This is a genomic window from Polaromonas sp. CG_9.5 (assembly GCF_035984465.1).
Lineage (GTDB): Bacteria > Pseudomonadota > Gammaproteobacteria > Burkholderiales > Burkholderiaceae_C > Polaromonas.
This window is the reverse complement of sequence record NZ_JAXCHR010000001.1, coordinates 1-24232: the sequence shown is the minus strand read 5'-3', so window position 1 is coordinate 24232 and position 24232 is coordinate 1. Positions and strand designations below refer to the sequence as shown.

General features: G+C 58.7%; 19 protein-coding genes. 13 read left to right on the top strand and 6 right to left on the bottom strand.

The features are described 5' to 3' along the window. The first annotated feature begins 2 nt into the window (after positions 1–2). From rng to RCH06_RS00085, 3 genes are read left to right on the top strand one after another with little or no spacing between them, the layout of a single operon-like run. Positions 3–1502 carry a ribonuclease G gene (gene rng, locus RCH06_RS00095; RefSeq protein ID WP_327079400.1) on the top strand — a complete coding sequence of 500 codons (1500 nt, stop codon included), beginning with the start codon at positions 3–5 and terminating at the stop codon, positions 1500–1502. Positions 1503–1522: 20 nt separating this feature from the next. Beyond that, positions 1523–2272, top strand: coding sequence for a polysaccharide deacetylase family protein (locus RCH06_RS00090; protein ID WP_327079399.1), 750 nt, complete (start codon positions 1523–1525; stop codon positions 2270–2272). Then, entirely contained in the window at positions 2269–3495 is a 1227-nt protein-coding gene (locus RCH06_RS00085) for a glycosyltransferase family 4 protein (protein WP_327079398.1), read from the top strand. Before RCH06_RS00090 ends, RCH06_RS00085 begins: the two co-directional genes overlap by 4 nt. 319 nt (positions 3496–3814) lie before the next feature. Here the strand turns inward: RCH06_RS00085 and RCH06_RS00080 are convergent, their stop codons facing one another. Both RCH06_RS00080 and RCH06_RS00075 read right to left on the bottom strand, forming a co-directional pair. Next, the gene (locus RCH06_RS00080) at positions 3815–4213 is read right to left on the bottom strand and encodes an RNA recognition motif domain-containing protein (RefSeq protein WP_327079397.1); all 399 of its coding nucleotides are present in this window, start codon (positions 4211–4213) and stop codon (positions 3815–3817) included. A gap of 267 nt (positions 4214–4480) precedes the next feature. Beyond that, positions 4481–5152 carry a TetR family transcriptional regulator gene (locus RCH06_RS00075; RefSeq protein WP_327079396.1) on the bottom strand — a complete coding sequence of 224 codons (672 nt, stop codon included), beginning with the start codon at positions 5150–5152 and terminating at the stop codon, positions 4481–4483. 177 nt (positions 5153–5329) lie between these two features. Here RCH06_RS00075 and RCH06_RS00070 point away from each other — a divergent pair, with 177 nt between their 5' ends. Genes RCH06_RS00070 through RCH06_RS00060 form a run of 3 tightly spaced genes read left to right on the top strand, consistent with a single transcriptional unit; the run spans position 5330 to position 11270 of the window. Continuing rightward, positions 5330–6634 carry an efflux RND transporter periplasmic adaptor subunit gene (locus RCH06_RS00070; RefSeq protein WP_327079395.1) on the top strand — a complete coding sequence of 435 codons (1305 nt, stop codon included), beginning with the start codon at positions 5330–5332 and terminating at the stop codon, positions 6632–6634. A gap of 12 nt (positions 6635–6646) precedes the next feature. Continuing rightward, positions 6647–9817: an efflux RND transporter permease subunit gene (locus tag RCH06_RS00065; RefSeq protein WP_327079394.1), complete on the top strand. Its 3171-nt coding sequence runs from the start codon at positions 6647–6649 to the stop codon at positions 9815–9817. After that, the gene (locus RCH06_RS00060) at positions 9810–11270 is read left to right on the top strand and encodes an efflux transporter outer membrane subunit (RefSeq protein ID WP_327079393.1); all 1461 of its coding nucleotides are present in this window, start codon (positions 9810–9812) and stop codon (positions 11268–11270) included. The genes RCH06_RS00065 and RCH06_RS00060 overlap by 8 nt, the downstream gene beginning before the upstream one ends. A gap of 87 nt (positions 11271–11357) precedes the next feature. On the opposite strand, the gene mltB is transcribed toward RCH06_RS00060, so the two are convergent. Genes mltB through RCH06_RS00040 form a run of 4 tightly spaced genes read right to left on the bottom strand, consistent with a single transcriptional unit; the run spans position 11358 to position 16524 of the window. Continuing rightward, on the bottom strand, positions 11358–12452 hold the full coding sequence (gene mltB, locus RCH06_RS00055; protein ID WP_327079392.1) for a lytic murein transglycosylase B: 1095 nt from the start codon (positions 12450–12452) through the stop codon (positions 11358–11360). Positions 12453–12482: 30 nt separating this feature from the next. Continuing rightward, positions 12483–14561, bottom strand: coding sequence for a transglutaminase family protein (locus RCH06_RS00050; RefSeq protein ID WP_327079391.1), 2079 nt, complete (start codon positions 14559–14561; stop codon positions 12483–12485). Continuing rightward, positions 14555–15583 (bottom strand): DUF58 domain-containing protein, encoded by a 1029-nt coding sequence (locus tag RCH06_RS00045; protein WP_327079390.1) that lies wholly within the window; start codon positions 15581–15583, stop codon positions 14555–14557. The genes RCH06_RS00050 and RCH06_RS00045 overlap by 7 nt, the downstream gene beginning before the upstream one ends. A gap of 20 nt (positions 15584–15603) precedes the next feature. Further along, positions 15604–16524, bottom strand: a complete 921-nt coding sequence (locus RCH06_RS00040) for an AAA family ATPase (RefSeq protein WP_327079389.1) — start codon at positions 16522–16524, stop codon at positions 15604–15606. Positions 16525–16565: 41 nt separating this feature from the next. On the opposite strand from RCH06_RS00040, the gene RCH06_RS00035 reads away from it, so the two are divergent. The 7 genes from RCH06_RS00035 to RCH06_RS00005 all read left to right on the top strand — a co-directional run bounded on the left by RCH06_RS00035 (position 16566) and on the right by RCH06_RS00005 (position 24110). Further along, a complete protein-coding gene (locus tag RCH06_RS00035) occupies positions 16566–17519 on the top strand; it encodes a histone deacetylase family protein (RefSeq protein ID WP_327079388.1) in 954 nt (317 codons plus the stop codon). Between the two features lie 8 nt (positions 17520–17527). Then, positions 17528–18352, top strand: coding sequence for an enoyl-CoA hydratase (locus RCH06_RS00030; RefSeq protein WP_327079387.1), 825 nt, complete (start codon positions 17528–17530; stop codon positions 18350–18352). A gap of 297 nt (positions 18353–18649) precedes the next feature. Continuing rightward, a complete protein-coding gene (locus tag RCH06_RS00025; protein WP_327079386.1) occupies positions 18650–19399 on the top strand; it encodes an electron transfer flavoprotein subunit beta/FixA family protein in 750 nt (249 codons plus the stop codon). A gap of 125 nt (positions 19400–19524) precedes the next feature. Then, positions 19525–20457, top strand: a complete 933-nt coding sequence (locus tag RCH06_RS00020; RefSeq protein WP_327079385.1) for an electron transfer flavoprotein subunit alpha/FixB family protein — start codon at positions 19525–19527, stop codon at positions 20455–20457. A 94-nt stretch (positions 20458–20551) separates the two neighbouring features. Continuing rightward, on the top strand, positions 20552–22342 hold the full coding sequence (locus tag RCH06_RS00015) for an acyl-CoA dehydrogenase (RefSeq protein WP_327079384.1): 1791 nt from the start codon (positions 20552–20554) through the stop codon (positions 22340–22342). Positions 22343–22443: 101 nt separating this feature from the next. Continuing rightward, positions 22444–23397, top strand: coding sequence for an NAD(P)H-dependent flavin oxidoreductase (locus RCH06_RS00010; RefSeq protein WP_327079383.1), 954 nt, complete (start codon positions 22444–22446; stop codon positions 23395–23397). 206 nt (positions 23398–23603) lie between these two features. Next, a complete protein-coding gene (locus tag RCH06_RS00005; RefSeq protein WP_327079382.1) occupies positions 23604–24110 on the top strand; it encodes a hypothetical protein in 507 nt (168 codons plus the stop codon). The last annotated feature ends 122 nt before the right edge of the window (positions 24111–24232 follow it).

The window sequence follows — 24232 nt, the reverse complement described above, 5'->3', positions numbered from 1 at the left end:
CCATGCAACAAGAAATCCTGATTAACTGGTCGCCGCAGGAAACCCGTGTTGCCGTGGTGGAGCACGCCGCTGTGCAGGAGTTGCAAGTTGAGCGAACGCTTGAACGCGGTCTGGTGGGTAATGTTTATCTGGGAAAAGTAGCACGGGTGTTGCCGGGAATGCAGTCCGCGTTCATCGATATTGGATTGGAACGTGCCGCATTTCTGCATGTCGCCGACTTGATGAGCAGCATCAACAGTCGCCATGCGGAACCCGAACCGCTGCTCAATGGCACTTCAGCGTCGTCGCCGGGCGCATCGCTTCAGCCGATTGAAAAGCAGCTTTTCGAAGGACAGGCTGTCATGGTGCAAGTGCTAAAGGATCCGATGGGCACCAAGGGGGCAAGGCTGACGGCGCAAATTAGTATCGCTGGCCGCTTGCTGGTGTTTTTACCGCAGGACAACCATATTGGCGTGTCGCAAAAAATCCCGCTCCGGCAGCGTGAAGACCTGCGTCAGCGCCTGCAGTCTTTGGCGGGTGAAACAGGCGGCGGATTTATTCTTCGTACTAATGGGGAGGATGCCACCGACCCAGAACTGGCCGAAGACATCGCCTATTTGCGTAAAACCTGGATACGCATCAAGGATGCTGCATTGCGCTTGCCTGCAGCCTCGGCGTTGCACCAGGACTTGAGCCTGCTGCAACGCGTATTGCGTGACATGGTGCTGGAAACCACGCAAACCATTCGCATTGATTCACGGGAGCAGTTTGAAAAATTGAAGGCCTTTGCCGTGGAGTTTATGCCCGCAACAGTGCCAAAACTTCAGCTGTATAGCGGTGAACGGCCGATTTTCGATCTCTTCAATATTGACGAAGAAATTGCCAAAGCACTGGGACGCCGTGTAGACCTCAAATCAGGAGGTTACCTGGTCATTGACCAGACGGAAGCGTTGACCACCGTTGATGTCAATACCGGAGGTTTTGTCGGTGCGCGTAATTTTGATGAAACCATTTATAAAACCAATCTTGAAGCGGCGCAGGCGATTGCCCGGCAACTTCGTTTGCGTAATTTGGGTGGCATTGTGATTGTCGATTTCATTGATATGACCAAGGACAATCACCGCGATGCGGTATTGGCAGAGTTCAAAAGACAGTTGGCGCGTGATCGCATCAAGACCGCCGTGAATGGTTTTTCTGCACTGGGATTGCTTGAGATGACACGCAAGCGAACCCGGGAGTCGCTGGCGCATCAATTGTGTGAACCTTGCAGCGCGTGCGTGGGCAAAGGCGTCGTTAAAACGGCACGTAGCGTAACCTACGACATCTTGCGTGAAATTTTGCGGGAAGCGCGGCAGTTTAATCCAAGGGAATTCAGGGTAGTTGCCTCGCCCAAGGTGATTGAGTTGTTTCTGGATGAAGAAAGCCACCATTTGGCGAGCCTGAGTGGCTTTATTGGCAAGCCGATTTCCCTGCAGGCTGAAGCCGTCATGGCGCAAGAACAATACGACATCGTGTTGCTCTGACCCGGGTCAATTTGCGCACCATGTCAAACACACACACTGCCAACCACCGACCTATTCCGATTCTGGTTTATCACCAGATTGAAGCTGCACCGCCCAAGGGCAGCCCTTTTCGGAGTTTGTATGTGGCGCCCGAAGCCTTTGCCAGGCAAATGGCCTGGCTCAAACTGCTGGGTTACACAGGTTTATCGATGAGCGCTTTACAACCGTATCTGCTTGGCGAGAAAAGCGGCAAAGTGGTGGGAATTACTTTTGATGACGGTTATCAAAATAACCTCGTCCATGCCTTGCCGATACTGGAAAAAAAGGGCTTTTCATCCACTTGCTACGCTGTGAGTGGCTTGCTCGGAAAGACCAATGTGTGGGATGCGAGCTTAGGCATTGCGCAAACCCCCTTAATGAACGAATCCGAAATTCTTCAATGGAAGGCCGCAGGGCAAGAGATAGGCTCACACACGCATCAGCATATTGATTTGACAGCGGTAGACGATCAGACGTGTCGCGCTGAAATGGGGGTGGGCAAAACGAAGCTTGAGGCGTTAATTAAGCAGCCAGTCGACCACTTTTGCTATCCGTATGGTCGCTATGAGCCAAGACACACGGCCATTGCCGGCAAATTGGGGTTCGTGACCGCCACCACAACTGTGCGCAGTCGCTGCCGTGCGCAGATGGACTTGCTGCAACTGCCACGTGTGCCCGTGCTGCGCTCTACCAGTTTGCCGATTTTCTGGTTAAAAATTGCGACTGGTTATGAGGATCGTCGTAAAAAATGAGCGTGCATCTCTTGAGCGCTGTTTCGCCAGTCAATCAGATAAAAAAAAGATTGCGTATAGCGGTCTTGAATCGGACTTTTGCCACCACGGGTGGCGGTGCAGAACGCTACTCCATTGCGTTAGTCGAACAACTCGCTGCCAGGCATGAGATTCATGTGTATGCACAGCATATTGATCACCAATGGCCCGGTGTAAGTTATCACACCGTATCTGCACCGATGCTTAAACCCCGCTGGATCAACCAGCTGTGGTTTGCTACCCGCACCTGGTGGTTGACGCGAAAGGGTTTTGACGTTGTCCATTCGCATGAAAACACATGGCACGGTGACGTTCAGACTGTTCACGTATTACCCGTAAAGCACAACCTTTTTTACGGGCGTAAAGGTTGGAGCCGCGTATTGCGATGGATAAAGGTGATGAGCAGCCCGCGCCTGCTGACCTATCTGGTCCTGGAGCGTTTTCGTTATGCCAAACGGCCAGGACGGCAGGTGGTTGTAACTTCTGACAGCTTACGCAGCATCATGGATTCCAGTTATCCAGCTTGCCGGGAGATGATCTCGGTGATTACGCCGGGCATTACGATGCCGGCACCTGTGACACCCCTGCAAAAAAGCAATGCGAGAGCCATGTTGGGGTTGCCGACCGTGGGTAGAGGTTTGCTTTTTGTTGCGAACGATTACCGAAAAAAAGGCTTGAAAACCTTGCTTGAAGCCTTGTCAGAATTACCAGACGATGTTTTTCTGACCGTCGTGGGAAATCCTGGCCAGATTTCTGTATTTCGCGAGCAAGTGAAAATCGCAAGTCTTGGCAAGCGCGTGTTCTTTTTGGGGTCGCTGAAAGAGGTTGCGCCTGCTTATGAAGCTGCTGATTGCCTGGTTCATCCCACGCTGGAAGATACTTTTGCCATGGTGGTGCTCGAAGCCATGTCTTATGGCTTGCCAGTTGTCGTCAGTGGGTCTGCCTACTGCGGTATTGCAGGGCTGCTGCAAGATGGCGTGAATGCTTTGCTGCTTGAAGCACCTAAAGATGCCATTCGCTTGCGCCGTGCACTTGAAAGTGTTCTTTTTCAGCCAGAACTCAGCAAAAAACTGGTACAAGGAGCTATAGATTTCGCCAGTAAATATGAGTGGTCTGCGATGGCGCTTGAGCAAGAATCGCTGTATTTTTCAGCATTCACCGTAAATGAATCTGTCGTTGCCACTGATCATGTGCAGCGCAAATGAGTTTCTGGGGTTTTGCATTCATCAAGACCTATTGGTACGGTTCCCAAGAAGTTTAATCGTCACGGCATTCTTCTATGATTGACGAGCCAGGATTTTTTCTAAAAGTAAGCACAAGTGCTGCAAAAAATCTTTGGTTTCTTGTGATGCAGTATTTCGCGCGCTGCGATTCGCGTAGCTCAATTTCGATAACGATATTTCGATCTGCCTAATAAAAAAGGCTTCAAAACTGGAGTTTCGAAGCCTTTTTTTGCTTTTCTCAGTACAAGACTGAGCTAGCTATTTCAACGACATCACTGTCGTGAATTGGGTTTTGCAGGGCTTAGTAGCCGCCGCGTCCACCACCGCCACCGCCGTAGCCGCCACCGCCGGAGCGATCACCACCACCGCCGTAGCCGCCACCGCCGGAGCGATCACCACCACCGCCGTAGCCGCCACCGCCACCGAAGCCGCCGGTGCGCGGAGGACGTGCCTCCATCGGACGGGCTTCGTTCACAGTGATGCTACGACCACCCAATGACTGACCGTTCATGCCGGCGATTGCGGCTTGAGCTTCAGCATCGCTGCCCATTTCGACAAAGCCGAAGCCTTTTGAACGGCCGGTGTCGCGTTCCATCATGACTTTTGCGCTGGTGATGGAACCAAATTCGCCGAAAGACTGTTGCAGATCTTCGTCACGAACGGTGTAAGGCAGGTTGCCTACGTAAAGTTTATTGCCCATGGGGACTCCTCAAAAACACATAAAAAAAAAGCGATGGGGTCCCGAAAGCACAACAAACCCAAAAAGTATCGCCGTAGCGCGCGAAACAGACCTATCACCTAACCTGTCTGGATATATTGCTATCCATACCGTCCTATTATGCGTCAAGAATCGCGGAATAAAAAATCCTATTCAGGAAGTTGGCAATACATTTGCCGTCAGGCGCTGGTCATCCGGTGAGCTACGGTAGTGTTTAACCTTTACCAATCCGCGCGGTTTTTGCCATTTTTAGGCTTCCTGCAGAGCCGGGCGTGGCGGGTTTTCAGGCGTAAACCCCAAACCTACAAAGTAAACATTCATGGTGCGCTCACCAGCGTCCACCAAGTCGAAAGCTTGCGGGTCAAACAGCCAGTTTTGTATCAGTCCGTCAATAAGTGCGTGCAATCCTCTGGCGGCAAGGATGCTGGACAAAGGCAGTGTCCGATTGCCCTGCCGGGATGCGGTGTCCAGACCTTGCTTGACGCGACACAAAAAACTATTGCATGTAGTCATATGCCGAACGCGAATGTTCTTGATTCCTTCCAGATATTCCACTTTTTGCGTGGCGATTTCAAGAACGCGGCGCGTCTGCGGATCATTGACGATTTGGTACAGCGCTTTAAGAATGGCATTCTTCGTGTGGGCAAGCGCCTGCACGCCTGAATCATCACTGGCTTCTTGATCGGTTTGTTCGTCGTTGAAGAAGCTTTCCAGCGGAAGTGTGACGCGCTCCATCATGGCACCGAACAAATCTGCCTTGTCCTTGAAATGCCAATACACAGCACCCCGCGTCGCGCCTGCGTGCTGGGCGATATCTTGCAAGGTGGTGCGTGATACGCCTTCTGACTGAAACAGATATTCTGCAGAATCAAGCAGTTTGTTACGCGTTTCCAAAGCTTCTTCTTTTGTTCGACGGGCCATTTGAGTCTCCTGAAATCGATTTCATCTTGATCTTATATACATTCAAAAATGTATGTAAACTATAGCACTGGTGAAAATTCTTGCTTTCTGGTCTTTTGCTTTCGGCGTTCAGGTTGACTCAATCCCGGTATCGCACTACTTTTTTGCGCTTTCATTCCAAAAATTTGAGGAACAGATATGCCTACGCCCCGCGTTGCCCCTTCTTTTTTATCTCTTGGGTTTAAGCCCCATCAGCCGTTGATACTGGCTGCCGTTCTATCGCTTTTTTTGGCCGCCTGCGGTAAGGACAATGCGCCAGCGCCCAAGGCAGGCGGAGCACCACCGTCGCCTCAAGTCGGCGTGGTGACGGTCACGCCGGGTGACGTGGGTCTGGTGACCGAATTGCCTGGCCGTCTGGAGGCCTCCCGCGTTGCCCAGGTCAGGGCACGTGCAGCCGGCATTTTGCAAAAGCGCCTGTTTCGTGAAGGCAGCGACGTCAAAGCCGGTCAGGCGCTCTTCACCATTGACTCGGCTCCTTACGCTGCGGCTGCCGCCAGTGCGCGTGCCGGGCAGTCGCGGGCTGAAGCCAATTTGTCTCAGGCCAAAGCCCTCGCTGACCGCTATAAGCCGCTGGTTGAAGCGAATGCCATCAGCAAGCAGGAATATGCGAACGCAGTGGCCGCTCAAAAGCAGGCTGCAGCTGATGTTGCCGTGGCCAAGGCCAACGTGCAAACCGCCAACATTACCCTTGGCTATGCCGCAGTGACGGCGCCCATTTCGGGGCGCATTGGGCGCTCGTTGGTCACCGAGGGGTCGCTGGTCGGGCAGGGCGATGCGACTCAGCTTGCCGTCATCCAGCAGATCAACCCGATGTACGTGAACTTCACGCAGTCGGCGTCGGATGTGATGAAGCTCCGCGCTGCCATGGCCAGCGGCCAGTTCAAGCGTGCTGGCGCTGCCGATGCAGCCAGCGTGCGCATCGTGCTGGAAGATGGCTCGGAATACGCGCAGGCGGGCCGTTTGTTGTTTTCAGACCTGACGGTTGACTCCACCACCGGACAGATTACCTTGCGGGCTGAAGTTCCGAATGCCGGCGGCCAGTTGTTGCCCGGACTTTATGTGCGTGTGCGGCTGGAGCAGGCGCAGGCCACCAATGCCATTACCTTGCCGCAGCAGGCGGTAACGCGCACGGCGCAGGGCGATACCGTCATGGTGGTGGGGGCCGACGGAAAGGTGTCGCCGCGCCCCATCAAGATCGGTTCGTCCAAAGGCACGCAATGGGTGGTGCTTGAAGGGCTGAAGGCGGGCGAGCAGGTGATGGTTGACGGATTCCAGAAATTGCAGATGATGCCGCCCGGAACCCCGGTCAAGGCCGTTCCGTGGGAGCCCAAAGGCGCTCGGGCGGCCCAGCCCGCCGGTACAGCTTCTGCGCCTGCCGCTGGCGCTTCGGCACCCGCTACCGCCAGCTCCGCAGCGTCTGCTGCCTCGGCTGCAGCGAAGTAAGGAGCGCATTTCATGGCAAAGTTTTTTATTGACCGACCGATTTTTGCGTGGGTGATTGCCCTGTTCATTCTGGTCGTGGGCGGCGTAGCCATCACGCAGCTGCCGATTGCCCAGTATCCGCCGGTGGCGCCGCCTTCGATTGTGGTGGCGGCCAGCTATCCCGGTGCATCTGCCAAGACGCTTGAAGACAGTGTGCTGAGCGTCATTGAGCGCGAGATGAACGGCGCGACCGGCCTGATTTATATGGAATCGGTGGCGCAGGCCAACGGCAGCGGCAACATTACCCTGAGTTTCCAGCCAGGCACCAACCCTGCGCTGGCGCAGGTGGATGTGCAAAACCGGCTGTCGCGGGCCACGCCGCGCCTGCCGCAAGCTGTGACGCAGCAGGGCGTGCGGGTGGACAAGTCCAACTCCAACTTCCTGCTGTTCGCCATGTTGTCTTCGGACAATCCAGCGGTTGACCCGATTGCGCTGGGCGACTATGCCTCGCGCAATGTGGTTCCTGAACTCCAGCGCTTGACGGGCATCGGCCAGGCCCAGCTGTTTGGCACCGAACGTGCCATGCGCATCTGGATTGATCCGGCCAAGCTGGCCGGGTTTGCTTTGTCGTCAACCGACGTGACAAATGCCATCCGTGCCCAGAACGCCCAGATTTCCTCCGGCACGATTGGCGACCTGCCCAATGTGGCGGGGCAAGGCATTGCTGCCACGGTGGTGGTCAATGGCCAGCTCTCCAGTGTCGAGCAATTCGGCAATATCGTGCTGCGGGCCAAGACCGATGGCGCCACGGTTCGCCTCAAGGATGTCGCCCGTATTGAGCTTGGCGCACAGACTTATGCAACGTCCGCGCGCCTCAATGGCAAGCCTGCCGTCGGCATCGGCCTGCAACTGACACCGGGCGGTAATGCGCTGGATGCCGCCAAGGCCGTGCGTGTAAAGATGGACCAGCTCAAGCCCTATTTTCCGCAGGGCGTGAACTATTCCATCCCCTACGACAGCTCGCGCTTTGTCAGTATTTCCATCAAGCAGGTGGCCGAGACACTGGTCGAGGCGATTGTGCTGGTGTTTTTGGTGATGTTTTTGTTTCTGCAAAACTGGCGCTACACCGTTATCCCGACCATCGTCGTGCCGATTGCGCTGCTGGGCACCTTTGCTACGTTGCTGGCGCTGGGTTTTTCGATCAACGTGCTGACGATGTTTGGCATGGTGCTGGTGATCGGCATCGTGGTCGATGATGCGATTGTGGTGGTCGAAAACGTCGAGCGCATCATGAGCGAAGAAGGCTTGCCGCCGCTGGAAGCCACCCGCAAGGCGATGAGCCAGATTTCAGGCGCCATCATCGGCGTGACGGTGGTGCTGATTTCGGTGTTCGTGCCGCTGGCCTTCTTTGCAGGCTCGGTGGGCAATATTTACCGCCAGTTCTCTGCCGTCATGGTCACGTCGATTGCGTTTTCCGCTTTCCTGGCCTTGTCGCTGACGCCGGCGCTCTGCGCCACGCTGCTCAAGCCGGTGGAAGCCGGCCATCAGCATGCCAAGACCGGACTGTTTGGCTGGTTCAACCGGGGCTTTACGCGCACCGCCAAGGGCTATGAAGGCGTGGTGGCGCGTCTGCTCAAGCGGGCCGGGCGTTACATGATCATTTATGCCGCCATCATTGGTGTGGTGGGGCTGGTCTATACCCGCCTGCCAACGTCATTCTTGCCCGCCGAAGACCAAGGCACCCTGCTGGTGAACATACAACTGCCACCGGGTGCCACGATTGAGCGCACGCAGGCGGTCATGGAACAAGTCGAAGGCTTCATGCTCAAGCAGCCCGAAGTGCAAAGCATGATTGGCGTGTTGGGTTTCAGCTTTGCCGGACAAGGACAAAACGCCGGGCTGGCCTTTGTGACACTGAAGGACTGGTCTGAGCGCAAGCAAGACAATCAGCATGCCGATGCGCTGGCCAAACGTGCTTTTGGCGCTCTTTCCGGGATTCGCGATGCATTCGTGTTCCCGCTCAGCCCACCGCCGATTCCTGAACTCGGCAATGCCACCGGCTTTACCTTCCGCCTGCAAGACCGTTCCGGCGCCGGAGGTGCGGCGCTGCTGGCAGCGCGTAACCAGTTGCTGGGCATGGCGGGGAAAAGTCCGATATTGGCGCAGGTGCGGCCCGACGGCCTGGAAGATGCGCCGCAGCTGCAGATCGATATTGACCGCGACAAAGCCAACGCTTTGGGCGTGAGTTTTGATGCCATCAATGCGTCGCTGTCCACGTCGCTGGGGTCAAGCTATGTGAACGACTTCCCGAACCAGGGCCGTCTGCAGCGTGTGGTGGTGCAAGCCGATGCGCCGTCCCGTATGCAGCCCGACGATTTGCTCAGGATCAACGCCAGCAACAGCAAAGGCGAGTCCGTTCCGCTGTCGGCTTTTGCGACCACGCACTGGGTGAAAGGCGCGATGCAGACGGTTCGCTACAACGGTTACCCCGCCATGCGTATCAGCGGCGGCGCAGCGCCGGGCTACAGCACGGGTGCGGCCATGGCCGAGATGGAGAAAATTGCTGCGCAGTTGCCGCAGGGTTTTGGCTACGAGTGGAGTGGCCAGTCGCGTGAAGAAAAGCTGGCCGGCTCGCAAGCCATGATCCTGTACGGCTTTGCGATTCTGGCGGTGTTCCTGTGCCTGGCCGCGCTGTATGAAAGCTGGTCGATTCCGCTGGCGGTGATTCTGGTCGTGCCGCTGGGCGTGCTGGGTGTTTTGCTGGCGACCTTGCTGCGCAGTTACTCCAACGACGTGTATTTCCAGGTCGGGTTGATCACCATCATTGGTCTGTCGGCAAAAAATGCGATTTTGATCATTGAGTTCGCCAAAGACCTGCAGGCGCAGGGCAAGGGCGTAATTGAGTCGGCGCTGACGGCCGCGCACCTGCGCTTTCGGCCCATCGTCATGACCTCGCTGGCTTTCATGCTGGGCGTGTTGCCGTTGGCCATTGCCACCGGTGCCAGTTCGGCCAGCCAGCGCGCCATTGGCACGAGCGTGATTGGCGGCATGATCACCGGCACGGTGCTGGCGGTGTTTTTTGTTCCTGTTTTCTTTGTCCTGATTCGCGGCTTTTTCAAAGGCAGCGAGCGTCAAAAGCAGGTGTATTCCGAGCATGCCAAATCGGCAGGTATTGATGGCAATGAAGGCAAAGCCCATGATTAAGACAACAAGGCTTCCGAAGCTCCTGGCGCTCACTGCGGCGGTGTTGCTGGCCGGCTGCTCGATGATTCCCACCTACCAGCGTCCCGTGGCGCCGATTGCCACCAGCTTTCCGGCTTATGGAGGTTCAGGCAGCGCCGCGCAAGCTGAAGGCGCGCTGCCAGCGGCCAGCATCGCCTGGCAGGATTTCTTTTTAGACGCCAAACTCAAGCGCCTGATCGAGCTGGCGCTGGTCAACAACCGCGACTTGCGCGTAGCCGTGCTCAATATCGAGCAGGCGCGGGCGCAATACCGGATTCGCCGGGCTGACCAGTTGCCGACAGTCAGCGGCGCACTGACCGGTTCGCGCGCGCCCAATGCCAACGGCGGCATCTCCAGCCTTTACAACGTTGGTCTGACAGTGACTGCGTATGAACTGGACTTTTTTGGCCGCGTCAGCAGCCTGAAGGAAGCTGCACTGGGCCAGTACCTGGCGACGGAAGAAGGCCGCAAGACCGCCCAGATCAGCCTGGTGTCTGCAGTAGCCAACACCTACCTGAGCATTCTGGCGGACGAAGAGCTGCTAGAAATCACACGCCAGACATTGTCCACGCGCCAGGAATCCATCAAGCTGAGCAAGCTGCGCTTTGACAGCGGCGTGACTTCCGAGCTCGACTACCGGCAGTCGGAGTCTTTACTGGAAGCCGCACGCGTCGCGTACGCGCAGCAGCAGCGCCAGCGCGCCCTCGATGAAAACGCGCTGACCTTGCTGGTGGGCCAGCCGCTGGCAGGCGAATTGCCGACTGCCGCCAGCCAGTCAGTGCCTCTTGCGCAGGCGCAATTGATGGTCAATGTGCCGGCCGGACTGCCGTCCGAGCTCCTCACCAACCGGCCCGATATCCGTCAGGCCGAGCAGTTGCTGCTGGCGTCCAACGCCAACATCGGTGCGGCACGGGCGGCTTTTTTTCCGAAAATTGCGCTGACGGTGGCGGCGGGAAGCGCCAGCAGCCATCTCTCTGATCTGCTGCAAAGCGGCTCGTGGGGCTGGACGTTGGCACCGCAATTGCTGTTGCCGATTTTTGACGCCGGACGCAATAACGCCAACCTCGACTCGTCCAAAGCCGGGCGCGACATTGCCGTGGCGCAATACGAAAAATCGATCCAGACCGCGTTTCGCGAAGTGGCCGATGCGCTGGCCACGCGCAGCACGCTGGTCGACCAGCTGCGGTCGCAGCAGGCGCAGGCCAATGCTGAAGCCGTGCGTTTCAAGCTGTCCGACTTGCGCTACAAAAACGGCATTGCCAGTTACCTGGATTTGCTCGATGCACAGCGTTCGCTGTTCACGGCGCAGCAAGCCGTGGTGCAAACCCGGCTGGCCCAGCTGCAAAGCCAGGTCACGCTGTACAAAACGCTGGGCGGTGGCTGGACGGAGCCTGCCGGCAACGTTCAGACGATTTCTACGGCCACCCTGCGGTAAGAAGGGCCGCAGGCGCAAATTCATGCGCTGCTAAAAGTGATGTGAGGCACGGGCTGGCCAGGCCCGCGTCTTGCGGGTTGAAGCCGTTTAACGCCCGCTTGCCATCGCCTGCGTCACTTCCTGCCCCAGTTCAATCACCGACATTGCGTAATAACTGCTCCAGTTGTAACGGGTGATGACGTAGAAGTTTTCGGTGCCGGCCACATAGCTCGGTGCAGCTGGGCCGTTGCGTAATTCGATCAGTGCTAGCGGGCCTTTGTGTTCAAGCGCCGGGCCTTCAAGCACCGCGCCCTTGGCCGTGAAGCTGGTCACGCCGAAGGTGGGCAAAATGTCGGGTGCCATCAGCGCGTCCATGTCCAGGCGGGCGGTGTCAAAGCGCACCGGGTAATGCGTCGGCATGCCGGTTTGCCAGCCGTAGGACTTGAAATAGTTGGCGACCGAACCAATCACGTCAGCCGGGCTGTTCCACAGGTCAATCTTGCCGTCGCCGTCAAAGTCCACGGCGTATTTGGCGGCGCTTGACGGCATGAACTGCGGCATGCCCATCGCCCCGGCATAACTGCCTTTAGGCTCGAACGGGTCGGCATTTCGCCGGCTTTCCGTCGTCAGGAATTGCTCGATCTCGCCTTTGAAATAGTCACTGCGTTCCTGCACGCGCGGATGGCTAGACGGGTAGTCGAAGGCCAGCGTGGCGAGCGAATCCATCACCCGAAAACTGCCAGTGTCGCGGCCGTAGATGGTTTCAACGCCAATGATGCCGACGATGATCTCAGCCGGCACGCCGTATTCGGCTTGCGCGCGCGCCAGCGCCGTGCGGTTGGCCTGCCAAAAATTTACACCGGCCCGAATGCGGATCGGGTCAATAAAGCGGCTGCGGTAAACCCGCCAGTTTTTGATGAAAGTCTTCGTCGGCGGCTGCATCAGCCGCGACACGGTGGGGTTGAAGCGCGACTGGCCGATGGTTTGCCGCACCCACTGCGGGTCCAGGTTGCGTCGGCTGGCCAGGTCGTCGGCAAACTGCATCGCGTCCGGGCGCGTAGCGTAAAGCGGTCCCTGCGCTTGCTCGGTGCGAGCTGAAACCTTCTTTTTTAAGAGTTTTGTGTCGCTTGCGCTTGCTGCACCTGCGATAGAAGCTATTAAAAAGAGAGTGAATTTAAAACGGAAGGAGGATTTTTTAATCATGCGTGGCAATGGGATGGACTGCGCCAGATCTCAAGCAGGCCAGTGCAGGCGGCTAAATTGCTGCTGGAGCTGAGCAATTCGCTGGCGCTGGCTTGACGCCTGGCCGCGCGACGCAGCCTGCGTACCCTGCGAAGCATAACGCTGCATTTCCAGCTGCATCAGCCAGTCATGCAGCGGCTGGCCCGGATCGCCGTATTTTTGAAGCACCTGGCGGGCCAGTTGGCGCGGCGAAGTGGCGGCGGTGCTTTCGATGCCGGCTTGCGCCAGCCGCTTGCGGGCCCGGCCCAAAAGTCGCAGCCACGGGTCGTGCTGCGCCCGGTCCCACAGCGCCCAGCCGCCGCCTGCCGCGCTGGCCAGAACAATCACGCCAATCAGCAGCGTGCTCAGGTCTTGCCAGCTTGGCGTGTCAAAGCCGATGTCCTTGAGCAGCTTGAGCTGCTTGCCTTGGGTGTAATTGAGCACCCATTGGTTCCAGTTGTTGTTGATGGCCTCCCAGGTGGCGCGCAGCTGGGCCGACAAGGTCGGGCTGAAGTTGCCGAAGGCCTGTCCGATAGCGCTGCGCGGTGCGGCCAGCCGCTGGAAAGCACCGGTGCGCCCCGGCGACACGGCAGAAGTCGGGTCGACCCGCACCCAGCCGCGCCCGGCCTGCCAGACTTCGGCCCAGGCATGTGCGTCGCTTTGCCGCACCACCCAAAAGCCGTCCACGCCGTTTTCCTCGCCGCCCTGGTAGCCGGTGACGATGCGTGCCGGAATGTCGAGCGCGCGCATCAAGATCACAAAGCTGGAGGCAATGTGCTCGCAAAAACCTTCCTTGCGGTCAAACCAGAACTCGTCGGCTGTGTCGCGGCCATAGACGCCGGGATCCAGCGTGTAGGTGTAGCCACCCGTGCGCAGCCGCTCCATGGCGACCTGCACCAGCACGTCAGTAGTAGCTTGGGCATAACGCGGGTCGCGGCGTATGTCGGCGGCCATCTGGTGCGTGCGCGGATTGAAGCCGGGCGGCAAATCGACGTATTGCTGCAGGCCCAGGGTTTTTTGCACTGGCCCGTGGGTAAACGACGCGTAGCTGCTGGCCTGGTAGCGCACCAGCTCGGTGATGGGTTGGTTGGTCAGCCACTGCAGGTCATCCGACATGACACTGCGGTAGCCGGGCAACACGGGTTTTTGCGTGGCCGCTTCCATCACGAACAGCCAAGGCCGCTGCGTAGGCTCCAGCGTGACTTCGTAGCGCACCGGCTCGCCCGTGACTTGCAAATTGGCCTGCAGGTTGTCGGGGGCGGGCAGCCATTGGCGACCGTCAAAGCCGGACAGCACCGGCCCGCGAAAGTACAGGTCGCGCTGAGGCGGCGGTTTGCCTGCGAATTTAATGCGCATGGCCACGCTGTCGTCCAGCGCCAGGGTGGCAATCGTGCCGACTTCCATGCGCGCGCTCAGGCCGCTGCGGCCGGTCATGCCGTCGCTGGGCACACCCCAGAGCGGGGCCATGCGCGGAAACAGCATGAACAGCACCAGCATGATGGGCGCCCCCAGCAGCGCCATCCAGCCGGCAGTTTTGGCGGCTTGCGCCAGCGGCGGTTTGCCGACCGGCATGTGGGCATTGACCAGCGCCGTTAGCAGCCCGAGCAGCCCGATCACCATGCTGACTGCCGTCAGCAGCGACTGGGAATAGAAAAAATTGCTCAGCATGCAGAAAAAGCCGAGGAAAAAAATCACAAACGCATCGCGCCGCGCGCGCAGCTCCAGCGTTTTAAGGGTGAGCAACACCACCAGCAGCGTGACACCAGCGTCGCGACCAATCAGCGTGCCGTGCGTGGCGTAAGTGCCCGCCAGCGTCAGTACCAGCAGCACCACCAGCCAAATTTTGCGCGGCAGACTGCGGGCATTGAGCGCCAGCCAGCCGCGCCACAGCAACACAGCCGCCGCGCCCAGGCTGCACCAGAGCGGCAAACGGGCGGCTTGCGGCAACAGCACCCAGGCAATCACGGCCAGCAAAAACAGCGTGTCGCGGCCTTCGCGCGGCAGAGCCCGCAAGGTGGCCAGCGTGGGCAACTGCGTGGTTGGGGTCAATCGGGCGGCCTTGGCTGGCCGGGGTGGGGCGGGTGTCAGCATGTGGCCAGCGCCTCCAGGCAGCGGCGTTTATGGGCTTCGCCGCTGGCGGGCTTGATTTCGAGTGCGCTCAGGCGCAAGCCGTAGTCCAGCCCGAGCCGGTCGGCCTGCAGCACCCAGGCGCACAAGCGCGAGAGCTTGTGTTCCAAGTCCAGCGAACCGGCCTGCCGAATGTCGAGCCACAGCTCGTGTCGCTCGGCCTGCTGGGTGTCGCGCACCACCAGGCCACCGCTTTCGCCGCTTTGTTCGCCCGCTTTGGCAGCTTTTTTCCAGAGCACGTTTTTTAGCGGGTCGCCGCGCCGGTAGCCACGCACACCGTCAAATTCGGCGCTGCTCTGCGCTCGGGCGGCGCTGCCTGCGCCTTGTGCGCGGGGCTCGCCTGGCGGCAGCGGCGGCGGCGTCAGCTCGGGTGCCGGATACACCATGACCTGCGCCGCCGGTCGCCAGACCGTCCAGACCCGGAAAGTGCCCAGCGGAAAACGCGTTTCAGCTGTCAGCGTCGGCAAGCGGTGCAGGCCGCGCTGGGACGGTGTGAACGCCACTTGCACCAGGCTGCTGCCTTGCGCCGGCACGTCAGTCCAGACCCAGTGGGGCGGGCTGGCTTTTTTGGGATTGGCCATTTGCGGATTCAGCACGCTCAGGCCGATGCCGTAGCGCACAGAGCGCCTTGAATTCGTCAATTTGATATCAAAAGCCGTGCTGGCGCCCGCGTAGTGGGCGTGAGGCGCTATTAAATTCATGGCAAGCCCGCGCAGCGTGCCGTGGCAGACATGCATGCCGACCAGCGCCGTGCCGGCCAGCAAAAACGTCAGCAGATAGCCCAGATTGAGCTGGTAGTTGATGGACGCTACCAGCAATACCAACAGCGTCAGAAACAACATCCAGCCGGGGCGCGTCGGCAGGATGTAGACAGTGCGCTGGGTCAGCGTGACGCTGTCGCTCAAACCAATGCGCGATTCAAACCAGTGTTGAAAACGTGCCCTGACAAACGACACGGGGCGAGGAAGAAATGCAAACACAGCCATGAAAAAAGCAGGCCTGCGCCTCAAGGCAGCGGCACGGCGTCCAGCATGGCGCGCACTTGCTCGACCGCACCCCGGCCCGCGTCGCCAACCGGAACCAGGCGGTGGGCGGCGGTTTGCGGCAGGATGGCGGCAATGTCGTCGGGCGCGACATAGTCCCGTCCGCTCATAAACGCCTGCGCCCTGGCTGCCCGCATGATGGCAATGCCGGCGCGCGGGCTCAGGCCCTGCAAAAACCAGCGGCCCGAACGCGTGGCGGCCAGCAAATCCTGCAGATAGTTCAGCAGCGGCTCGGCAGCATGCACTTGCTGCACGAGGTGCTGCAACTCCAGCAATTCGTGCGGCACCAGCATGGCCGGCAACACGTCCAGCATTTCGCGCCGGTCAGCACCGCGCAGCAGTTCGCGTTCGGCGGCTCGGTCGGGGTAACCGAGCGAAATCCGCATGTGAAAACGGTCTAGTTGCGATTCCGGCAGGGCGTAGGTGCCCAACTGGTCGTGCGGGTTTTGCGTCGCAATGACAAAAAACGGCAGCGGCAGTGGCCGCGTCTGGCCTTCAATCGTGACCTGCTTTTCTTCCATCGCCTCTAACAGCGCGCTTTGCGTTTTGGGGCTGGCACGGTTGATCTCGTCGGCCAGCAACACCTGGGCAAACATCGGCCCCGGATGAAACACAAAGCTTTCTTTCTGGCGCTCGTAAATCGACACGCCTGACAGGTCGCTGGGCATCAAATCGGCGGTGAACTGGACGCGCGAAAACTGCAGGCCGAACGAGCGCGACAGCGCATGGGCGAGGGTGGTTTTGCCGACGCCCGGCACGTCTTCAATCAGCAAATGGCCGCCTGCCAGCAGGCACGCCACGCAGTCGCTGACTTGTGCGGACTTGCCCACAATCACCGTGTTAAGCTGATTTAGAAGTGCTTGAAGTTTTTCTTTGACGTGCATGAGTTGAACCATAGCGCAATTTTTAACAAAAATTATTCCTCATGAAAACCACCGGCTATTTCACCCACACAGACTGCTGGAAACATGAAATGGGGCCCGGCCATCCCGAATGTCCCGAGCGGCTCGATGCGATTCAAGCGCAGTTGCAGGCCAGCGGCCTGGCCGATGCGCTGCAGCACCGCGAAGCGCCGCAGGCCGCCATTGGCGATATCGAACTGGCGCATGACCGGATGCTGGTGGCCGGGCTTCGCGGCCTGAGCGAACAGCTCGCCGATGACGCGTTAGCGGGCGGGCCAAGCCATGTCCAGATCGACCCTGACACGTCCATGAATGTGCATACCTTCAACGCCGCCTTGCGCGCGGCCGGCGCTGCAGTTGCCGCCACCGATGCGGTGATGGCCGGCGAGATGGAAAACGCCTTTTGCGCGGTGCGCCCGCCGGGCCACCATGCCGAGCGCAGCAAAGCCATGGGCTTTTGCTTTTTTAACAACATGGCCATTGCCGCCAAATATGCGCTGGAGCGGCACGGCTTGAAGCGCGTGGCCATCGTGGACTTTGACGTGCACCACGGCAACGGCACCGAAGACATCGTGCGGGGTGACAACCGCATCTTGATGGTCAGTTTCTTCCAGCACCCGTTGTTTCCGTTCAGCGGTGCCGACACGCACGAGTCCAACATGGTGAACCTGCCGGTGCCGGCCCATACCAAGGGCATGGACGTGCGCGAGTTGATCGACATGATGTGGATTCCCAAACTCGAAGCCTTCAAGCCTGAAATGATTTTTATCAGCGCCGGGTTTGACGCCCACCGGGACGACGAGTTGGGCCAGATGAATCTGAACGAGCAAGACTACGCCTGGATCACCGAGCGCATCAAGAACGTCGCCAAGCGCCACAGCAAAGGACGCATCGTGTCAGCGCTGGAAGGTGGATACAGCCACGGCGCATTGGGCCGCAGCGTCGAAGCGCATATTCGCGTGCTGGCTGATTTATAGGAATTTTCATGCAACCTGTCATTTCTGCTCCGGCGACTGCTGCCGACCTGCCGCCCGCCGTGCTTCACACCCGTGACGAGCGCGGCGTTCACAACTTAGTCTTGAGTCGGCCCGCCACGTTCAACGCCATGAGTGAAGAAATGCTGGCCGCGCTGCAAGCCGCGCTGGATGCCGTAGCGCTGGATACATCCGCCCGCATCGTGGTGCTGTCGGCGCAGGGCAAGGCGTTTTGCGCCGGCCACAACCTCAAGGAAATGCACGCCCAGCCCGAACTGGCCTATTACCAAAAGCTGTTTGCGCAATGCACCCGCATGATGCTCAGCATCCAGCAGCTTCCAGTGCCGGTGATTGCCAAGGTGCAGGGGCTGGCCACTGCGGCGGGTTGCCAACTGGTGGCGCAAAGCGATCTGGCGGTGGCCGCCAGTTCGGCCAGTTTCGGGGTCAACGGCATTGATGTCGGCCTGTTCTGCGCAACGCCCAGTGTGCCGCTGGTGCGCAACATGCCGGCCAAACAAGCCATGGAAATGCTGCTGACCGGCGAATTCATCACGGCAGACGAAGCGAAAGCGCGGGGGCTGGTCAACCGTGTGGTGCCGCTGGACGCACTGGATGCCGAGGTTGAAAAGATGGTGCAGGCGGTGCTGTCCAAACCCCGTGAAGCCGTGGCGATGGGCAAGGCGCTTTTCTACAAGCAGCGTGAAACCGGCATCGAAGCCGCCTACCAGCTGGCCGGCCAGACGATGGCCTGCAACATGGTGCATCCGGTGGCGCAAGAAGGCGTGCAGGCGTTTATCGAAAAAAGAAAGCCGCAATGGCCCGCAGCAGCGGCGTAAGTCTGGCTGCTTCGGCGGCGTGTGCAGCCATGGCTGATGCGCCTGCGCTGGCGGCTTTTGCCACTTTTAGCGTTGCAGCAATCTGCTGACGCCTGCACGACAGTCGTTCGGGAGAATGCTCTAATTAGCGGCAACAGGCCATTTATAATAAATAGAACGACCGTTCTTTTTTGATGCTGCCACAAGCGATTACGCTGCTTGTGCGGCTTGGTCACACACAGAGCACCACAAGTGCCCGGCATAGAATGCGTAAGCTTACGTTTACGTCAACGTCAATTAATAACTTTGGAGCCTGTCATGAAAATTCTGGTCCCCGTCAAGCGCGTCGTCGACTACAACGTCAAAGTCCGCGTCAAGTCAGATGGCAGCGGTGTCGACATCGCCAACGTCAAGATGAGCATGAATCCGTTCGACGAGATCGCTATCGAAGAAGCCGTGCGTCTGAAAGAAAAAGGCGTGGCGACTGAAGTGATCGCCGTGTCTTGCGGCGTGTTGCAGTGCCAGGAAACCCTGCGTACTGCCATGGCGATCGGTGCTGACCGCGCCATTTTGGTTGAAACCGCAGAAGAGTTGCAGCCGCTGGCGGTCGCCAAGCTGCTCAAGGCGCTTGTCGACAAAGAGCAGCCGCAGCTGGTCATTCTTGGCAAGCAGGCCATCGACGACGACTGCAACCAGACCGGCCAGATGCTGGCAGCTTTGCTGGGCTGGGGTCAGGCGACGTTTGCTTCAAAAGTGGAAGTGCTTGAGGGCAAGGTCAACGTCACGCGCGAAGTCGATGGCGGCTCAGAGACGCTCAGCCTCACGCTGCCCGCCATCATCACCACCGACCTGCGCCTCAACGAGCCGCGCTACGTCACGCTGCCCAACATCATGAAGGCCAAGAAAAAACAGCTTGACAACGTCAAGCCGGCTGATCTGGGCGTTGATGTCGCCCCGCGCCTCAAGACCCTGAAAGTCAGCGAGCCGCCCAAGCGCAGCGCCGGCATCAAGGTGGCTGATGTCGCCGCGCTGGTGGACAAGCTCAAGAACGAAGCCAAGGTGATTTGACGCCAAACGCAAACTATCCCCGCCAGACTCGCAGCAAAACGGTTGTCATTCCCGCGCAGGCGGGAATCCAGCTTCCCCAGAAAACCCCCTAGATTCCCGCCTTCGCGGGAATGACGGAGACCTCAATGACCTCTCTTGTAATTGCAGAACACGACAACGCGAGCATCCGGCCCGCCACCCTCAACACCGTGACCGCTGCCAGCCAGTGCGGCGGCGACGTGCATGTGCTTGTCGCGGGCTACAACGCCCAGGCCGCCGCCGAGGCCGCCTCCAAGATAGCCGGCGTTTCCAAAGTCATCCACGTTGACGGCGAACACTTCGCCCACGGCCTGGCTGAAAACATGGCTGCGCAAGTGATTGGCATGGCCAGTGCGTATTCGCACATCCTGTTTCCGGCCACGGCGTCAGGCAAGAACATTGCCCCGCGCGTGGCGGCATTGCTCGATGTCGGCCAGATTTCCGACATCACCAAGGTTGATGCGGCTGACACATTCGAGCGCCCGATTTACGCCGGCAACGCCATTGCCATTGTGCAAAGCCTGGATGCCGTCAAAGTCATCACCGTACGCACAACCGGCTTTGATGCCGCAGCTGCTACCGGCGGTTCGGCCAGCGTTGAAACCGTCAGCGGCGTGGCCGACAGCGGCAAGTCCAGCTTCGTCAGCGCCGAAATTGCCAAGAGCGACCGGCCTGAACTGACCGCCGCCAAGATCATCGTCTCCGGTGGCCGCGCACTGGGCTCAAACGAGAAATTCCATGAAGTGCTGGAGCCGCTGGCCGACAAGCTGGGCGCTGCACTGGGTGCTTCGCGCGCCGCAGTGGACGCCGGTTACGCACCGAACGACTGGCAAGTCGGCCAGACTGGCAAGATTGTTGCGCCGCAGCTCTACGTCGCCATCGGCATTTCAGGCGCCATCCAGCATTTGGCCGGCATGAAGGACTCCAAGGTCATCGTGGCGATCAACAAGGATGCCGAAGCGCCGATCTTCGGTGTGGCGGATTACGGCCTTGAAGCCGACCTGTTCACCGCCGTGCCGGAACTGGTTGCTGCGCTGTAAACCAGGACAAACCAAAGGGCGTCTTGATGGACGCCCTTTTTTTATCTGTACTGCCTGGGCTGCCGGGCAACTGTTGATTTATTGGAGAAAAGAAATGAGCTACAAAGCGCCTCTTAAAGACATGTTGTTCGACATCCAGCATCTGGCCCGCATCGACCAGATCGCACAGATTCCGGGGTTTGAAGACGCCGGGCTGGACACCGCGCAAGCCGTGCTCGAAGAATGCGCCAAGTTCACCGAAGGCGTGCTGTCGCCGCTCAATTGGGCCGGCGACCAAAACCCGTCCAGCTGGAAAGACGGCGTCGTCACCACCACGCCCGGCTTCAAGAACGCCTTCAAGCAATACGCCGAAGGCGGCTGGCAGGGCCTGCAGCACCCGGCCGATTTTGGCGGCCAGGGCCTGCCCAAAACCATCGGTGCGGTGTGCGGCGAAATGGTCAATTCGGCCAACATGAGCTTTGCGCTGTGTCCGATGCTGACCGACGGCGCTATCGAAGCGCTGCTGACTGCTGGCTCTGACGACCTCAAAGCCGTCTACCTTGAAAAGCTGGTCAGCGGTGAATGGACCGGCACCATGAACCTGACCGAGCCGCAAGCCGGCTCCGACCTGGCCGCCGTGCGCACCCGCGCCGAGCCGCAAGCGGACGGCAGCTACAAGGTGTTTGGCACCAAAATCTACATCACCTACGGCGAACACGACATGGCCGACAACATCGTCCATCTGGTGCTGGCCCGTGCCAAGGACGCACCGGAAGGCGTCAAGGGCATCAGCCTGTTTGTCGTGCCGAAATTCATGGTCAACGCTGACGGCTCGGTGGGCGACCGTAACGACGTGCATTGCGTCAGCATCGAGCACAAGCTGGGCATCAAGGCATCGCCGACGGCGGTGTTGCAGTTTGGTGACCACGGCGGCGCAGTCGGCTACATCGTCGGTGAAGAAAATCGCGGCCTTGAGTACATGTTCATCATGATGAACGCCGCGCGTTACGCCGTCGGCGTGCAGGGCATTGCGATTGCCGAGCGCGCTTACCAGCAAGCCGTGACCTTCGCCAAAGATCGCGTGCAAAGCCGCCCGGTCGATGGCTCCGTCAAGGCCAGCGTCGCCATCATCAACCACCCCGATGTCAAGCGCATGCTCATGACCATGCGCGCTTACATCGAAGGCTGCCGCGCGATGGCCGCTGTTGCCGCCGCTGCCTACGATGCCGCGCACCAACACCCGGATGCCGACGTGCGCAAGCAAAATCTGGCCTTCTATGAATTCATGGTGCCGCTGGTCAAGGGCTACAGCACCGAGATGAGCCAGGAAGTCACCTCGCTCGGCGTGCAGGTGCATGGCGGCATGGGCTTTATTGAAGAAACCGGCGCTGCGCAGCATTACCGCGACTCCAAAATCCTGACGATTTACGAAGGCACGACCGCCATTCAGGCCAACGACCTGGTTGGCCGCAAAACCATGCGCGACGGTGGCCAGACCGCCAAAGGCATCGCCGCCCAGATCGAAGCCACCGAAGCCGAATTGCTGGCCCAAGGCAGCGCCGACGCACTGGCCGTGGCCAAGCGTTTGAGCGCCGCGCGCCAAGCCTTCGTCGATGTGGTCGAGTTCGTCGCCGCCAACACCAAATCCAGCCCGAACGCCGTGTTTGCCGGCAGCGTGCCTTACCTCATGCTGGCCGGCAACGTGGTCGCTGGCTGGCAAATGGCGCGTTCGCTGCTGGTGGCGCAAGAGCAACTCGCGCAGGGTGTTGATACGGCGTTCATGCAGGCCAAAATCACCACCGCGCGTTTCTACGCCGACCACCTGCTGACCAAAGTGCCCGGTATGCGCGACAGCATCGTCGAAGGCGCTGACAGCGTGAATGCGCTGGCCCTCGACGCGTTTTAAGCGCTTGCTTTTTGCTACTGAATAAATAGCTGACTGCGCATGCCAGCCGTGCGCATAAGCCACTTTTTGCTTAAAAATAAACAATTTCAACGGAGACAATCATGTCCAGACTTCCCGGCGCCCTGAATCACTTGCCACTGCCCATCATCGGCTCACCGCTGTTCATCATCAGCAACCCCACGCTCGTCATTGAGCAGTGCAAGGCTGGCGTCGTCGGCTCCATGCCTGCCCTCAATGCGCGCCCGGCCGCGCAGCTTGAAGACTGGCTGGCCGAAATCAGCGAGACACTCGCCGCCTACAACCTGGCCAACCCCGACCAGCCCGCCGCGCCGTATGCCATCAACCAGATCGTCCACAAAAGCAACGACCGGCTCGAACACGACCTGGAAATGTGCGCCCGCTTCAAGGTGCCCATCATCATCACCTCGCTGGGCGCGCGCGAAGACCTGAACCAGGCCGTGCATGGCTGGGGCGGCGTGGTGCTGCACGACATCATCAACAACAAGCACGCCCACAAGGCAATTGAAAAAGGCGCCGACGGCCTGATCGCCGTGGCGGCCGGCGCAGGCGGCCATGCGGGCGTGAAAAGTCCGTTCGCCCTGATCCAGGAAATCCGCCAGTGGTTTGACGGCCCGGTGGCGCTGTCCGGCTCCATCTCGACCGGCGGCGGCGTGCTGGCCGCGCAAGCGATGGGTGCCGACTTTGCCTACATCGGCTCCGCCTTCATCGCCACCGAAGAAGCCCGGGCCTCAGACGCCTACAAGCAGGCGATTGTCGAAAGCAATTCCGACGACATCGTCTACAGCAACCTGTTTACCGGCGTGCATGGCAACTACCTGGCCCCGTCCATCCGCGCCGCCGGCATGGACCCCGACAACCTGCCCGAAAGCGACCCGAGCAAGATGAACTTCGGCGGCGACAAGAGCAAAGCCTGGAAAGACATCTGGGGCTGCGGGCAGGGCATTGGCGCGGTCAGCAAAGTGCAAAAAACGGCTGATTATGTGGCGCAGCTGAAGCGGGAGTATGAAGAGGCGAGGGGGCGGTTGCTGGGGTGATTTAGCGGTTTTCAGCTGACTTTATGTTTTGGTGCAAGGTCTGGTAGAGCGCTGCTCATCCGCTGAATTTTAGATTTTCCTAAAACACTTGAAATTTTATAAGCCGTTGCAAATTAAAAGAAAATTCAAATTTTTCTGTATTTGAATTAGAACTGTTGGGTAGCTTTGTGTCGTCCAATACACATTAGAAAAAAATGGTAACGAAGATGGCCACCACACCAAACGTAAATCTCTCTAAGTCATATCTTGGAACGGCGGGTGAATTACGAGCAGCTAGTGAATTATCACTACGTGGCTATGTAGCTCATATACCAACCGTTGATGAGGGCGCAGATCTTTGGGCCGTGGACCATAAAAGTGGAACAGGTAGACGCCTCCAAATTAAAACTGCTGCGCAGCCTGATTTTTCAAAGCTCACAGGATTTATAAACTTTCAAATTTCGATTGAAATCAATCTCCTTAAGGATCCCAACATTCACATTGTAATTTATCTGTATGTTTTTGGAGAATGGCAATGTTATGTTCTTACGAGCACTCAACTAATGGGGCTTCGAGGCAAGAGCACATCATCCAATATACCGTTGGTGCTTCACTGTGACGGCGATGTGACGGTGGGCAGGAAAAAAGGAAAATCAATCAATAGCTACCGCGACGCTTGGAATACAGACTTTCCGCCTCTGCAAAATACGTCAGCTATGTCGTATGCAACCTAACTTGATATTCCAGCCGACCGCCTACGGGGCGTTGTTGCATAAATCCCTCCAATGACGAGGCATCCCCCTGGCCCCCCATTTTTAGGCGGTCCGGACGGATTTAGGGCTTGCGAGTACCACCA

Excerpts from the sequence above, each read along its gene's own strand:
- rng (WP_327079400.1), top strand. The coding sequence starts at position 3 with ATGCAACAAGAAATCCTGATTAACTGGTCGCCGCAGGAAACCCGTGTT.
- RCH06_RS00090 (WP_327079399.1), top strand. The coding sequence starts at position 1,523 with ATGTCAAACACACACACTGCCAACCACCGACCTATTCCGATTCTGGTT.
- RCH06_RS00085 (WP_327079398.1), top strand. The coding sequence starts at position 2,269 with ATGAGCGTGCATCTCTTGAGCGCTGTTTCGCCAGTCAATCAGATAAAA.
- RCH06_RS00080 (WP_327079397.1), bottom strand. The coding sequence starts at position 4,213 with ATGGGCAATAAACTTTACGTAGGCAACCTGCCTTACACCGTTCGTGAC.
- RCH06_RS00075 (WP_327079396.1), bottom strand. The coding sequence starts at position 5,152 with ATGGCCCGTCGAACAAAAGAAGAAGCTTTGGAAACGCGTAACAAACTG.
- RCH06_RS00070 (WP_327079395.1), top strand. The coding sequence starts at position 5,330 with ATGCCTACGCCCCGCGTTGCCCCTTCTTTTTTATCTCTTGGGTTTAAG.
- RCH06_RS00065 (WP_327079394.1), top strand. The coding sequence starts at position 6,647 with ATGGCAAAGTTTTTTATTGACCGACCGATTTTTGCGTGGGTGATTGCC.
- RCH06_RS00060 (WP_327079393.1), top strand. The coding sequence starts at position 9,810 with ATGATTAAGACAACAAGGCTTCCGAAGCTCCTGGCGCTCACTGCGGCG.
- mltB (WP_327079392.1), bottom strand. The coding sequence starts at position 12,452 with ATGATTAAAAAATCCTCCTTCCGTTTTAAATTCACTCTCTTTTTAATA.
- RCH06_RS00050 (WP_327079391.1), bottom strand. The coding sequence starts at position 14,561 with ATGCTGACACCCGCCCCACCCCGGCCAGCCAAGGCCGCCCGATTGACC.
- RCH06_RS00045 (WP_327079390.1), bottom strand. The coding sequence starts at position 15,583 with ATGGCTGTGTTTGCATTTCTTCCTCGCCCCGTGTCGTTTGTCAGGGCA.
- RCH06_RS00040 (WP_327079389.1), bottom strand. The coding sequence starts at position 16,524 with ATGCACGTCAAAGAAAAACTTCAAGCACTTCTAAATCAGCTTAACACG.
- RCH06_RS00035 (WP_327079388.1), top strand. The coding sequence starts at position 16,566 with ATGAAAACCACCGGCTATTTCACCCACACAGACTGCTGGAAACATGAA.
- RCH06_RS00030 (WP_327079387.1), top strand. The coding sequence starts at position 17,528 with ATGCAACCTGTCATTTCTGCTCCGGCGACTGCTGCCGACCTGCCGCCC.
- RCH06_RS00025 (WP_327079386.1), top strand. The coding sequence starts at position 18,650 with ATGAAAATTCTGGTCCCCGTCAAGCGCGTCGTCGACTACAACGTCAAA.
- RCH06_RS00020 (WP_327079385.1), top strand. The coding sequence starts at position 19,525 with ATGACCTCTCTTGTAATTGCAGAACACGACAACGCGAGCATCCGGCCC.
- RCH06_RS00015 (WP_327079384.1), top strand. The coding sequence starts at position 20,552 with ATGAGCTACAAAGCGCCTCTTAAAGACATGTTGTTCGACATCCAGCAT.
- RCH06_RS00010 (WP_327079383.1), top strand. The coding sequence starts at position 22,444 with ATGTCCAGACTTCCCGGCGCCCTGAATCACTTGCCACTGCCCATCATC.
- RCH06_RS00005 (WP_327079382.1), top strand. The coding sequence starts at position 23,604 with ATGGCCACCACACCAAACGTAAATCTCTCTAAGTCATATCTTGGAACG.